The organism is Nocardia aurea (assembly GCF_003123685.1).
Taxonomy (GTDB): domain Bacteria; phylum Actinomycetota; class Actinomycetes; order Mycobacteriales; family Mycobacteriaceae; genus Nocardia; species Nocardia aurea.
Map to the genome: position 1 here is coordinate 176,226 of NZ_QCYJ01000085.1, position 13,092 is coordinate 189,317.

Here is a 13,092-nt window from a genome sequence, read left to right on the forward strand (position 1 = left end):
CAGCGCCGGGGGCTTTCGGGCTATACCCGGACGGCGACGCCCGCACTCGCGGTGGCGCGCACGCAGCGCAGGAACGGTTCGAGTTCCCGGGCGGCCTCGGCGCCGAGTTCGGTCAGCTCGTACACGACCGACGGGGGAGCGGTCGGCAGGACGGTGCGCTCGACCAATCCGTCGCTCGCGAAGGTGCGCAAGGTCTGGGTGAGCATCTTGTCGCTGACGCCTTCGATGCCGGCGCGCAGTTGGTGAAAGCGCAGCGGGCCCTCGGTCAACGAGGTCAGCACCAGGATTCCCCATTTGCCGGTGATGTGATCGAGGAGTACGCGACCGGGGCAGTCACGACGGAGCAGGGCCTGGGATTCGGTCGACATACTGCAAACTTTCTTCTGGTTAGCAACCCACTTCAAAGTGGCATCTTACCAATCCACTGTTTCTCACCCATCATTGGTCGTATGGATAGCCCAGCCGACCGTCTCCGCGCCGCTCCGCGACCGGTTCCGGGATACCTCGGCCGCTGTCGCCGCTCGTCCGCTCGTCCGGCTACAGCGCGATTCCAGGGAACGTCCAGCGACTGATGTCAGGCTCGGCTTGTTCCGATCACCGGATCGGAGAACAAGCGGAGGAGCCAATCATGAGCGTGCAGGTCGGCGTCACGGAATTGAAGGACATCCTGCGAGAAGCCGCGGGTGAGGACGAATCGGTGGATCTGGAGGGCGACGTGCTCGATGCCGATTTCGCCGATCTGGGCTACGACTCGCTCGCCCTGCTCGAGGCCGCCGCGGTCATCTCGCGCCGGTACGGCGTCAAGTTGTCCGACGACGAACTCGAGAACATCACCACCCCACGTCAATTACTCACCCACCTTCAGAACGGGCTGAGCGCCGCTGCCGGAGCCTGAACGCCGCGGCGCAGCGCCACGACACGATCGGGAAACGGATATGACGAACAGAATCGACAAAGCGACCGCCGAATCCGCCGGTGTGTCCCCACCCGCGGCCGCCGTGGCACGCACCAGGGAATGGATCCTGGTCGCGCTGGCTTGCACGGGGCAATTGATCGTCGTGCTCGACGTGTCCATCGTCAACGTCGCGCTGCCGGGCATCAGAACCTCGCTCGGCTTCGCCGAACAGGATCTGCAGTGGGTGGTCACCGCCTACACGCTGACCTTCGCCGGATTCATGCTGATCGGGGGACGCGCGTCGGATCTGTTCGGGCGGAGAAGGGTTTTCGTTCTCAGCCTGGCCGCCTTCACTCTCGCGAGCCTGGCGGGTGGGCTCGCGACGAACGCGGTCTGGCTGGTGGTCGCTCGGACGGTGCAGGGCATCGGTGGCGCGGTACTGGCGCCGTCGACCCTGGCCATCCTCACCGCCACCTTCGAGGAAGGTCCCAAGCGCACCCAGGCCATCGCGACCTGGACGATGATGGGCGCGGTCGGCGGCGCGATCGGCGCCGTACTCGGCGGTCTGCTGACCGAATTCCTCTCCTGGCGTTGGGTACTGCTGGTCAATGTGCCCGTGGGGCTGGTGCTCGCGGTCCTCGCGCTGATCTACCTGCGCAAGGACGACACCCGACCACAGGGCGGGCTGGACGTCCTCGGCAGCCTCACCGTGACGGCGGGTTTCATCGCGCTGGTCTACGGCCTGGTCGAATTCGGCAAGGCGGCGGGCTTCGACGCCGTCGCGGCCATCGCGACGGTGATCGGCATCGTGTTGCTGCTCGGATTCGTGGTGGTCGAGGCACGAATCGCCGAGCATCCGCTGCTTCCGTTGCGGATCGTGCGGCAGCGCGCCGTCGCGGTCGCCAATCTCACCATGTTCCTGCTCGGCGCGGGTTTCTTCTCGGTGCTGTATTTCGTCTCGCTGTATCTGCAAGGGGTGCGCGGACTTTCGGCGCTGGAGGCGGGGCTGGTCTTCGTCCCGTTCGCGGTGACCACCGTGATCGGGGCCCAGTCCGCGGCCAAACTGTTGAAGCGGGGCATACCCGCACGGCCGGTGATCATCGGCGGAGCGGGGCTCTCGGCCGCCGCGTTCGCCGCACTGACCCTGCTCGGATCGGATTCCTCCATCGGCTGGGCGGTGATCGCGCCGGGAGTCGTGGTGTTCCTCGGCATCGGTCTCGCACTCGCACCCACCGCGGCGACGGCGATCGGCGGGGTCGCCCCGCAGGACGCCGGGGTGGTGTCCGGCCTCGCCAACGCCACCAGGCAATTGGGCGGCTCGGTGGGACTGGCCGTCCTGACCATCGTCGCCGCCGCGCGCACCGACGACGCGGGCGCACCGACCGGGGCCGAGGTGACCGAGGGATACGCCACCGCGTTCGGCGTCGCGGCGGTGATCCTGGTCGGCGCCGTGATCAGCGCGACCCTGCTGCCCGGACGAGCCGGGGGACAGCCCACAACGACGAATCGTCCACAAGGAGAAAAGAGTCGACGATGACCGCACTGCCCTCCCACCCCGCCGCGACCGCCGGATCGGTCGCACGGCCCGTGGACCGGATCCTGGCCGATGTGCATTCCTGGCCGTTGTTCGCCGGTCCGGTGATCCACACCAGGGCGCTCGCCGCCACCGACGATGTCGAGACATTCGAACTGTGGCTGGAGCAGGATCGATCCGTCCGCTCGGTCGTCCTGGAACGCCGGACGTCCGAGGTGCCGACGGCCCTGGTGTTCCGCGCGGGCGCGGATGGTCCGGCCACCGTCGTGCGCTACCGCGACGACCTCGCGGGCGCGGTCGATATCGAGACCACAGCGTCGAACGGAACCGTCACCGGCACAACAGCTTCCCTCGAGATCGTGGTTCGCCGGATCCTGACCGAGCTGGCGGAGTCCGCCGCCCTGCCCGGCGGGCCAGGCGCGTGGGTGTACACCTTCGAGGACGTGGTGCGCACCCACGGATCGGTCGCCGACGTCTTCGAATTCCTGCGCAGGCTGGAGTTGTGGCCCGGCGGCATCGCCCACGTCCACGAAGTCGACTACGACGAGGACGACGACGGCGTGCAGACCGTGTCGACGACGGTGCTCGGTGACGACGGAACCCGGCACCGTATCCCGTCGATCCGCCTCTGCCTCGGGCAGGCGCGGGTGGTGTACAAGCCGTTGACGGTGCCGCCGATCGCTCGCGCGCACCTCGGACAGTGGTCGGTCGAACAGCACGCCGATTCGGTCACGATCACCGGACGTCACACCATCGCGCTCGACCCGGCCGGGGTGCGGCAGGTACTCGGCGCCGACGCGACCGTCGAGGCGGCCACCCGCCTGGTCCGCTCCGCCCTGGGAAAGCACAGTCTCGACACCCTCGACGCCGCGAAATCGTTCGCCGAGAACCGTTTGCGGTCACACGATCCCGCGCTGTCGTGGGATCGGCTCGGCACATCGTGACCACCACCTCGCTCAACGAAGGAAGGTTCGAGCCTTGCCAGTAGACACGCAGACCCAGATACCCGCGTTCCCGTTCGACCGTGCCGACGACCTGACGCCACCGCGGGAATACGAACTGCTGCGCGGCAATTCGCCCGCCGCCCGCATCACGCTCTACAACGGCGCCGAGGCATGGTTGCTCACCCGGTACGAGGACGTGAAGGCGACGCTGTCGGATCACCGGTTCAGCGCCGACGCCCGCAATCCCGGATTCCCTTTCGTCTCCGCCGCGTTGCGAGCCAGCGTGGGACAGAAACACATTCCCTTCCTCCGGCTCGATCCGCCCGAGCACGACCGACTACGCCGGATGCTGAGCCGGGAATTCATCGTCAAACGGATCGACGGGCTGCGCCCCGCCATCGAATCGATCGTCGACCGCTTCATCGAACAGTTGCTGGCCGCGGGACAACCGGCCGATCTCATCGCGAATTTCGCACTGCCGATTCCTTCCGCGGTAATCGCCGAATTGCTGGGCGTGCCCTACAGCGACCACGAGTACTTCCAGGAGCGGGGGCGCCGGATGCTCAGCTCGGAATTCACCCTGGAGGAGAGTGCGCGCGCGGTCGTGGAGTTGCGCGAATATCTCGGCGAACTGGCCGACCGCAAACGGGAGGACCCCGGCGACGATGTGCTCTCACGATTGGTGCTCGAACGCGAGTCCTCCGGTGAGCTGCACCGAGAGGATCTGAAGAGTTCGGCCCTGCTGCTGCTGATCGCCGGGCACGAGACGACCGCGAACATGATCGGCCTCGGTGTCTACACGCTGCTGCGCCATCCGGATCAGCACGCGTTACTGCGCGCGGATCCGGAACTGATCGGAAAGGTCGTGGAGGAACTCCTGCGGTTCCTGTCGATCGTGCACACCGGCGTGCCCCGGGTCGCGCTGGAGGATGTGCGGATCGGCGACACCCTGATCCGGCGCGGCGAGGGTGTCATCGCCTCGGTGACCGCGGCCAACTGGGACGGTTCGACCTTCGCCGAGCCGCAACGGTTCGATATCCGCAGGGAGCCCAACCGCCATCTCGCGTTCGGCTTCGGCATCCATCAGTGCCTGGGCCAGCCACTGGCGCGCAAGGAACTCGAGATCGCGCTGACCAGACTCTTCGACCGGATCCCGACGCTGCGACTCACCGGCGACCAGACCTTCGGTCCGGAGAAATCCGTCTACGGGCTGCACAGCCTGCGGGTGACGTGGTGAGGCGATGCCGTGTACATCGACGCCGACCCGGGACTGTGCATCGGTTCGGGCCAGTGTGCCCGGCTGCTGCCGCGACATTTCGCGCAGGACGAGGACAGCGGCACTGTCGTCGTGGTCGACGCCGAGGTGAATTCGGCTGATCCGGCAGTGCGCGCCCGCCTGGTCGAGGTGCGTGATTCGTGCCCGGTGGCCGCGATCGAATTCGCGACCACGGGTGAAAGGAATGGAAAATGAGCAGTAGGACAGAACACGCGGACCAGTCCGTCGTCCTGGTCACCGGATCGTCGTCGGGAATCGGCGCCGAGATCGCGAGGCGCTTCGGGCGGGCCGGTTACCGGGTCGCGGTGAATTCCGCCAATTCGGTGGACGCGGGGGAGAAGGTCGCCTCCGATATTCCCGGCGCGCTCTACTTCCGGGCCGATATCAGCGACGAGACCGAAGCGGGCGATCTGATCAACCGGGTCGTCGCCGAATTCGGTGGACTCGATGTCCTGGTGAACAACGCGGGCGTGACCAGGCAGATCCCGCACGATGATCTCGCCGGCGCCTCGGTGGAGGTCTGGCGGGATATCTTCGAGGTCAACGTCTTCGGCACCTGGCGACTGACCGTCGCCGCAGTGGAACACCTGCGTAAATCGCCGCACGGACAGATCGTCAATATCTCCTCCATCGCCGCGAGCAGACCCGCGGGCAGTTCGATTCCGTACGCGGTGAGCAAGGCCGCGATCGAACATCTCACCCGGCTGCTCGCCGCCACGCTCGGGCCCGATATCCGTGTCAACGCGGTGGCTCCCGGACTCATCGACACCGAATTCACCACCGCTCTCACCGGCCCGCGTGCACAGGTGAGCGCCATCGCCCCGCTGCGCCGGATCGGCGAGCCGGGCGATGTCGCCGAAGCGGTACTCGGCCTGGCCGGGTCCGCGTACTCGACGGGGACCGTGCTCCTGGTCGACGGCGGCGTACACCTGCGCTGACGCGCACTCTCGAAATCACCAGCTCCAGGAGAAGTCATGTCCGAATCAGGTTCCGGCCCGGCCGAATACACGACACGGCACAGCGTCGAGGTCGCGGCGTCGGCCGATCACATCTACGAGGTGATCGCCGACGCGCAGAGTTGGCCGATCATCTTCCCGCCCACGGTCCACGTGCGGCGCGAACCAGGCCCGGACGGCACCGAATCGCTCGACATCTGGGCCACGGCGCAGGACACGGTCAAGACGTGGCGGTCGCGGCGTGAGCTCGACGCCCGGAACCACACGGTGACCTTCCGGCAACTCGTCTCCGCCGCGCCCGTCGCCTCGATGTCGGGGACGTGGCGGGTCGACTCCACCGGGGACGGCACCTCGACGCTGACCCTCGACCACCGGTTCAGCGCGGTCGGTGACGATCCCGACTCGGTGGCCTGGATACAGCGCGCCCTCGACGCGAACAGCGACGCCGAACTCGCGGCGGTCGCGGCGACCGCGGTCGGCAGGAGCGACGGTTCCCTGGTCTCCCTCGCGTTCTCCGACACCGTCGCCATCGCCTCACCCGCGCAACCGATCTTCGATTTCCTGTACCGGGCCGATCTGTGGCCCGAGCGGCTGCCCCACGTGTCGCGCGTGGCGCTGTCCTCCGTCGACGACGCGCAGATCCTGGAGATGGACACCGTGAACAGCGCGGGCGAGGCCCACACCACCCGCTCCTACCGCGTGGTGACCGATCGCTTCGAATTGGCCTACAAACAGACCGTCGTCCCGGACGGATTCCTCGCCCACCACGGCAAGTGGACGTTGGAGGAGAACGGCGACACGACGGTGGCCACCTCGCACCACCACGTCCAGCTCGACCTGGAACGACTGCGCGCGCGGCTGGGCGCGACCGATCGCGAGGACGTCGAACAGCGGGTGCGCGCGGCCCTGGGCGGTAACAGCGTCGCGACATTGCAAGCCGCGCGGGCATTCACCGAAGCCGAGCGCTCGCTCGCGTGACACCGGCGGCAGCCGAACATATCTCATGGAGGACCACAGTGACCATCACCAATGACCCGAGCATCATCGGGCGAGACGTCCAGACCTATGTGCAGGTGCAGAGTTTCCTGGCCGGGCAGGCCCGATTGCTCGACGATGTCGACGCCGAGGGTTTCGCGGCGACGTTCACCGAGGACGGAGTACTGCGGCACGCCTCGCGCCAGGACGCGCTGCGTGGACGCGAGGCCATCGCCGAGGCCACCAGGGCGACCGCGGCCGCGCACGCCGAGGCGACCCATCGGCACTGGTTCGACCAGTTCGTGGTCGAACCGGGTCCTTCCGAGGACGTCGTGCTGGTCAGCTACTACGCGTTGACCTCTCTCGTGGATCGCGAAGGGGCCGTGCGTTTCCTGCCGAGCGTCCTGGTCGAGGACGAACTGCGCCGCAATGCCGACGGCACCCTGTCGGTGGCCGACCGCCAGGTGATCCGCGACGATCTCGATCCCGCGATCCGGCGGTCCGCGCGCCGATGAGATCCACCGAAGCCGCGCGAGCGATGCTCGCCGCGACATTGCTGTGCACCCTCGCCGCCGGTTGTGCGGGAACGGATTCCGCGTCGGGCAAGGACACGCTCACCATCGCGACGGCCAACACCGCCGACTGCATCGATCCCGCGCAGAACCTCACCGCGAACGCGAGCCCGTTCGTCCGGCCCCTGGTCGACTCACTGGTCTACCAGAATCCCGCCGACGGATCGCTGCACCCCTGGCTGGCCCGCTCCTGGTCCGGCAACGACACCGCGACCGAATTCACCTTCGTGCTGCGCACCGATGTGACATTCAGTGACGGAACACCTTTCGACGCCGCGGCGGTCAAGACCACCTGGGACGGGATCGTCGGACTCGGCGCGCAGGCGGCGACGGCGAACAGCCTGCTCGCGGGCTATGTGGAATCGGTGGTGAAGAGCCTCGACACGGTGTCCGTGCGGTTCTCCACCCCGAAGAGTTCCTTCGTCCAGGCGACCTCGACCACCGCGCTCGCGCCGATATCGGCGGCGGCGTGGAGTCTCGGACCGCAAGAGCGCTGCGCCGGAAAGTTCGCTGGCACGGGACCTTTCACGCTGCAGTCGATCCAGGCCAAAGAGCGGGTCTCGCTGGTACGGCGTGAGGACTACCGGTGGGGCGCCGCGCCATGGCAGCCGGGCGCGGCCGCGCTGGCACGGATCGATTTCCAGCTGGTCAAGGAACCGGGCGTGCAGTTCGACGCCCTGTCCTCCGGAACGGTCGACGCGGCCACCGGCATCTCCCAACGACAGATCGACAGCCTCGCCGGGGACCGGTACACGACCACGCGCATCCAGTCACCCGGAATCGTCTACACCATCACCCCGAACACCACGCGGGGTCCCTTGACCGACGACACGGTTCGCCGCGCACTCATCGCGGCGACCGATCGACGGCAGTTGGTCGGCACCGCGCTCGCGGGCGGGGCACCGTTCGCGACCAGTATTCTCGCCGCCAACACTCCGGGTTATCTGGAACTGGGCGACGAACTCGCCTTCGACCGGAACCGGGCCGCCGGCCTGCTCGACAGCGCGGGGTGGCGGCCCGGCCCGGATGGGGTCCGGGTCAAGAACGGTCAGCGGCTCAGCCTCGCGGTGACCTATCCGTCGGTGGACCAGGTCAACGGTCCGCTGCTGGAACTGCTGCAACAGCAGTGGGCCCAGAGCGGTATCGAGCTGCGATTGCGCGGCCTGCCCGTCGCCGAACTCTCACCGACCCAGGACGCCGGTGACTACGACCTGCTCGTGTTCAATCAGAACCGGGGCGATCCCGATGTGCTGCGCACGGTCTTCGCCGCGGCGGGCAAGAACCGGGCCCGCATCGCGGCCGACGACCCGCTCAACACCGCGCTCGATCAGCAGTCCGCGCAGGCCGAACCGGATAAGCGCAGCGCGACCGTCGGGCAGATCCAGCGCACGATCCTGCAACGGGGGCTCGCCGTTCCGCTCTACGAGCCGGGATCGCTGGTCGCCGCCGATTCCCGCCTCGACGGGTACTCGATCGACGGTACTTTCCACGACACGAGATGGGCTCCGTGATGGGCCGATTCGTATTGTCGCGCGTCGCGCACGCGGCCGTGACGATCTGGATCGCCTTCACCCTCGCCTTCATCGTGCTGCGGGTCGTGCCGGGGGATCCGGTCCAGATCCAGCTCAGTCGCAGCGGCGCCGACAACGTCGTGCTCGACCCGGAACAGGTGCGGGCCCTACGCGCCGACCTCGGGCTCGACGAGTCGGTGCTCGCGCAGTACCGGGACTACGCGTTCGGCCTGCTGCACGGCGACCCCGGGTTCTCGATCAGGTCGAACGAGAACGTCGGGGCCGTCGTGGCCGAAGCACTGCCCGCCACCCTGGAATTGGCGGGCGTCGCGCTGGCCATCGGACTACCCGTCGGGGTGCTGCTCGCCGTCCTCGCGACACTGGTGCGACAGCGCTGGATCGGCGGGTTCCTGAAAACCGCGCCGGTCGTGGGCATTTCGATACCGACGTTCCTGATCGGGCTGTTGCTGATCCATTTCGTCGCCTTCGAATGGCGGCTGCTTCCCGGAATCGGAGGACGTGGTCCCGGTGCCGTGGTCCTGCCCGCGGTGACCTTGGCCGTGCCGGTCGCCGCCGTGGTCGGGCAGATCCTCGGCCGCAGCCTGGAAGCGACGTCGCGACAGCCCTTCGTACGGACGTTGCGCGCCAAGGGAATCGGCGAGGTCAGGATCATGTTCGGTCACCTGCTCCGCAACGCGGGACTGCCCGCGCTGACCATGACCGGAATGTTGATCGGCAGCCTCGTCTCGGGATCGGTGGTCGTCGAGACCGTCTTCTCCCGGCACGGCATGGGCAAACTCATCGCCGACGCGATCGTCGACAAGGACACCCCCGTCGTGCTGGCGGTGACGGTGCTCGGATCGGCGCTCATCGTCACCGTGAACCTGGTGATCGATCTGCTCTACCACTCTCTCGACCCGCGCATCCGCGCGAGCGGTGGCGCGATCCGGTCACGAGCGACGATGCGTGGCGACTATGCGCTCACCTGACAGAGCGGGCCGCGCGGGGATGATCGTCGCCGTCGGTGTGCTGCTGGTCGTCGCGGGCTGGGTGCTGGCCCCCGGCGTCTTCGCGCGCCACGACCCGTACACGGTCGACCCCGAGGCGACCTATCGCCCGCCGAGCGCCGCGCACTGGTTCGGCACCGACAGCCTCGGCCGCGACCTGTTCGCCCGGGTCGTGCACGGCACGGCTGCGTCCGTGCCCGCGGCCCTGCTTGCGGTGGTGATCGCGCTGTTCGCCGGTGGACTGCTCGGACTGCTCGCGGGGTATTTCCGCGGCCCGGTCGAGGAGGTGATCACCAGGGTGGTCGACGTGCTGCTCTCGGTGCCGTCGTTCCTGCTGGCCATGAGCCTGATCACGACCTTCGGCTTCGGCACCGTCAATGTGGCGCTCGCCGTGGGAATCGTGAGTATCGGCAGCGTCGCGAGGTTGATGCGCGCCGAAGTGCTGCGCATCGGCTCTCGGCCGTATGTGACCGCCGCGCGGGTGTCGGGACGCGGACACACCGCGGTGCTGCTGCTGCACGTGCTGCCGAACGCCACCAGGCCGGTGGCGGCCCTGGCCGCACTGGAATTCGCCGCCGCCGTACTCGGGATATCGGCCCTGTCGTTCCTCGGATTCGGCGCGGCGCCGCCCTCGCCGGAATGGGGTGCGTTGATCGCCGCCGGACGCGGTTCGGTCTCCACCGAATGGTGGCTCAGTATCGCGCCGGGCGTGGTGATCGCGATCGTGGTCGTCGCGGTGAACATGCTCTCGTCCTACCTTCAGCCAGAGGAGGCGGGCATATGATCGCCCACACCGCACCGGTACGCGACCCCCGCGACGAGATCCGACGCGGGGACCACCAGGACGAGCCCGCACCGGCACTGCTGGTACGCGGACTCACCGTGCGATACGCGAACAGCGTCGCGGCGGTGCGCGATATCGACCTCTCGGTCGCGCCCGGCGAGATCGTCGCCCTGCTCGGAGAATCCGGATCGGGCAAATCCAGCATCGTCAACGCGGTACTCGGACTGCTGCCGCGCGCAGCCACGGTGGAGACCACCGAACTCGCCTTCGGGCAGACCCGCGTCGACCCCGGAGACCGTCGCCGGATGCGTGCCGTACGCGGCAGCCGGGTCGGGCTCATCCCGCAGGACTGCGCCGTCGCGCTGGACCCGGTACTGCGGGTGGGACCGCAGATCCTCGAAGGTGTGGCCGAGGCGCGCTCGATGTCCAGGGAGCAACGGCGGGCGCGCGTGGCGGAACTGCTCGAAAAGGTCGGGTTCGAGGATCCTTCGGCCATCGTGCGTCGGTACCCGCACGAACTGTCCGGCGGGATGGCGCAGCGCGTCCTGATCGCCGTGGCCCTGGCGGCCCGGCCGGCACTGCTCATCGCCGACGAACCCTCCGCGGCGTTGGACACGCTCGCCCAGGCCAGGGTGATGGACTGGATATCCGCACTGGCCGAGCGCGAACGTGTCGGCGTACTGATGGTGACCCACGACCTCGCGCTGGCCGCGCAGCGTGCCCACCGCGGGGTACTGCTCGACGGCGGCACGATCGTGGCACGCGGCGATATCCGAACCATCGCGCCGATCGCGCCCGCGCGCGTGCGCTACCGGTCGCCCGCGCCGACGGAGGTGGTCGACCCGAACCCGGCCCGCCGCGTATCCGGAGCGGCGCGGGAGCGTGTCGAGCCGACGAATATCGTGAAAGATGTCGCGGTGACGCGAAAAACGGCCACCGCGAGCGTGGATCTGCTCCGGTTGGAGTCGGTGCGCAGGCTCTATCCCGGCGTGCACGGGCCCACCGGTGTTCGCGAGGTCTCGGTGGATCTGGTGCGCGGTGCGGCGGTGGGCCTGGTCGGTGGCTCGGGAGCGGGGAAGAGCACCGTCGGTCGGCTGATGGCCGGCCTGGAAGTGCCCGACGGCGGTGTGGTGCGTTTCCGGGGCGAGGACGTGCGCGGGCTGGACCGTGCCGGGCGTCGCCGGTTCCGGCGCGCGGTGCAGGTGATCGCGCAGAACCCGTACTCCTCGGTCGACCCGCGCTACGCGGCGCGGCGAGCCATCGAAGAACCGTTGCGCGCCTTCGGGATCGGTGACCGCGCCGCGCGCAGACGACGGGTCGCCGAACTCGCCGAACGGGTCCGGCTGCCCGAATCGGTGCTCGGCAACACCCCGGAACAGCTGTCGGGCGGACAGTGCCAGCGGGTGGCGATCGCCAGAGCGCTCGCCACCGATCCCGAGGTACTGATCTGCGACGAAGCCGTCTCCGCGCTCGACAATTCGGCGAAACGCCGGGTCATCGACCTGCTCGACGAACTGCGGACCGAACTCGGTCTGGCCATCGTCTTCATCACCCACGATCTGAGCGCCGCCGCCGATCTCACCGATCGACTCATCGTCCTGCGCGACGGCCTGGTCGTGGAATCGGGCACGACCGCGACCCTGCTGTCGGATCCCCGCCACGAATACACCCGAGAGCTCGTCGCCGCCACCCCGGCGCCCGTGACGATCTCCGATGAGAAGGAGTAGAACCGATGCCGACCAACGTCTTCCGTGAGCAGGACGCCGCACCGGCGGCCAGCTGTGACATGCCGGATTCGGCCGCCGGAGTGCTCCGACGGCCCGACGGCTCGATCGTGCGTCCACCCGCCCGCTTCCAGGGCAGGCTCGGCACCGAATCCTTCCCCGCCGAGTCCGGACGCTACCGGCTGTTCGTCAGCTGGGGCTGTTCGTGGTCCAACCGCGCGGCCATCACCAGAAAACTCAAAGGCCTCGAAGGCGCCGTGGACATCAGCTATTCCGATGACGACCCCGCCGCGCTGCGGGCGGTCTGGGAGGCCATGGAGCCGGGACATCGGGCCGGTGTGCCCACGCTGTGGGATACCCGCAATCGGGTGATCGTGAGCAACGACGCGGACGCGATCAGCCGCGACCTCGCGATCCACTTCGACGAATTGGCCACCAAGGATATCGATCTGTATCCGGCCGACCTGCGCGCGGAGATCGACGAGATCAACGAATGGCTCTACGACAATGTCCACAGCGTCATCCATATCCTCGGCCACGAGGCGCGTGAGGACAATCATCGGGATCTGATCACCGATTCGCTGCGCGCGCTGGGGCGGCTCAACGACCGGCTCGCCGATCGCCGCTATCTCAACGGTGAGGTGTTGACCGAATCCGATGTGCGACTCTATGTTTCGCTGGTGCGTTTCGAATGCGCCTATCCGGGGATCTTCGAGACCAATTTCCTCTACCCGGACGGCTACCCGCACCTGTGGGCCTACGCGCGGGGCCTCTACGCCATTCCCGAATTCTCCTCCACGACCGATTTCGACATCATTCGCCGCAATTTCGCCGTGGCCTTCGCGTTCCTGCGCGAGCACCTGGTGGTTCCCGGCGGCAGATCGTCGCGCTGGGACTGATCCGACCGCTCGGGG

The 13,092-nt window shown here is 68.0% G+C and carries 14 protein-coding genes; 13 read left to right on the top strand and 1 reads right to left on the bottom strand.

What is annotated here, in order from left to right; genetic code table 11:
* Positions 1-20: 20 nt before the first annotated feature.
* A complete protein-coding gene (locus DAT37_RS17510) occupies positions 21-368 on the bottom strand; it encodes a winged helix-turn-helix transcriptional regulator (protein WP_109525836.1) in 348 nt (115 codons plus the stop codon).
* A 260-nt stretch (positions 369-628) separates the two neighbouring features.
* On the opposite strand from DAT37_RS17510, the gene DAT37_RS17515 reads away from it, so the two are divergent.
* From DAT37_RS17515 to DAT37_RS17575, 13 genes are read left to right on the top strand one after another with little or no spacing between them, the layout of a single operon-like run.
* The gene (locus DAT37_RS17515; protein ID WP_109525837.1) at positions 629-895 is read left to right on the top strand and encodes an acyl carrier protein; all 267 of its coding nucleotides are present in this window, start codon (positions 629-631) and stop codon (positions 893-895) included.
* Between the two features lie 40 nt (positions 896-935).
* Positions 936-2,432 carry an MFS transporter gene (locus DAT37_RS17520; RefSeq protein WP_109525838.1) on the top strand — a complete coding sequence of 499 codons (1,497 nt, stop codon included), beginning with the start codon at positions 936-938 and terminating at the stop codon, positions 2,430-2,432.
* A complete protein-coding gene (locus tag DAT37_RS17525) occupies positions 2,429-3,373 on the top strand; it encodes an SRPBCC family protein (protein WP_109525839.1) in 945 nt (314 codons plus the stop codon). Before DAT37_RS17520 ends, DAT37_RS17525 begins: the two co-directional genes overlap by 4 nt.
* A gap of 34 nt (positions 3,374-3,407) precedes the next feature.
* Positions 3,408-4,610 carry a cytochrome P450 gene (locus DAT37_RS17530; RefSeq protein ID WP_109525840.1) on the top strand — a complete coding sequence of 401 codons (1,203 nt, stop codon included), beginning with the start codon at positions 3,408-3,410 and terminating at the stop codon, positions 4,608-4,610.
* 9 nt (positions 4,611-4,619) lie between these two features.
* Positions 4,620-4,844, top strand: coding sequence for a ferredoxin (locus tag DAT37_RS17535; protein WP_109525841.1), 225 nt, complete (start codon positions 4,620-4,622; stop codon positions 4,842-4,844).
* Entirely contained in the window at positions 4,841-5,587 is a 747-nt protein-coding gene (locus DAT37_RS17540) for an SDR family NAD(P)-dependent oxidoreductase (RefSeq protein WP_109525842.1), read from the top strand. The genes DAT37_RS17535 and DAT37_RS17540 overlap by 4 nt, the downstream gene beginning before the upstream one ends.
* A gap of 36 nt (positions 5,588-5,623) precedes the next feature.
* Positions 5,624-6,583 carry an aromatase/cyclase gene (locus DAT37_RS17545; RefSeq protein WP_109525843.1) on the top strand — a complete coding sequence of 320 codons (960 nt, stop codon included), beginning with the start codon at positions 5,624-5,626 and terminating at the stop codon, positions 6,581-6,583.
* 38 nt (positions 6,584-6,621) lie between these two features.
* Positions 6,622-7,095, top strand: a complete 474-nt coding sequence (locus tag DAT37_RS17550; RefSeq protein WP_157978526.1) for a nuclear transport factor 2 family protein — start codon at positions 6,622-6,624, stop codon at positions 7,093-7,095.
* Positions 7,092-8,663, top strand: coding sequence for an ABC transporter substrate-binding protein (locus DAT37_RS17555; protein WP_109525845.1), 1,572 nt, complete (start codon positions 7,092-7,094; stop codon positions 8,661-8,663). Before DAT37_RS17550 ends, DAT37_RS17555 begins: the two co-directional genes overlap by 4 nt.
* Positions 8,663-9,652 carry an ABC transporter permease gene (locus tag DAT37_RS17560; RefSeq protein ID WP_157978527.1) on the top strand — a complete coding sequence of 330 codons (990 nt, stop codon included), beginning with the start codon at positions 8,663-8,665 and terminating at the stop codon, positions 9,650-9,652. The genes DAT37_RS17555 and DAT37_RS17560 overlap by 1 nt, the downstream gene beginning before the upstream one ends.
* Positions 9,639-10,454 (top strand): ABC transporter permease, encoded by an 816-nt coding sequence (locus tag DAT37_RS17565; protein ID WP_109525847.1) that lies wholly within the window; start codon positions 9,639-9,641, stop codon positions 10,452-10,454. Before DAT37_RS17560 ends, DAT37_RS17565 begins: the two co-directional genes overlap by 14 nt.
* Positions 10,451-12,181, top strand: coding sequence for an ABC transporter ATP-binding protein (locus tag DAT37_RS17570; protein ID WP_198654310.1), 1,731 nt, complete (start codon positions 10,451-10,453; stop codon positions 12,179-12,181). Before DAT37_RS17565 ends, DAT37_RS17570 begins: the two co-directional genes overlap by 4 nt.
* A gap of 5 nt (positions 12,182-12,186) precedes the next feature.
* Positions 12,187-13,077: a glutathione S-transferase C-terminal domain-containing protein gene (locus DAT37_RS17575; RefSeq protein ID WP_109525849.1), complete on the top strand. Its 891-nt coding sequence runs from the start codon at positions 12,187-12,189 to the stop codon at positions 13,075-13,077.
* Positions 13,078-13,092 lie beyond the last annotated feature (15 nt).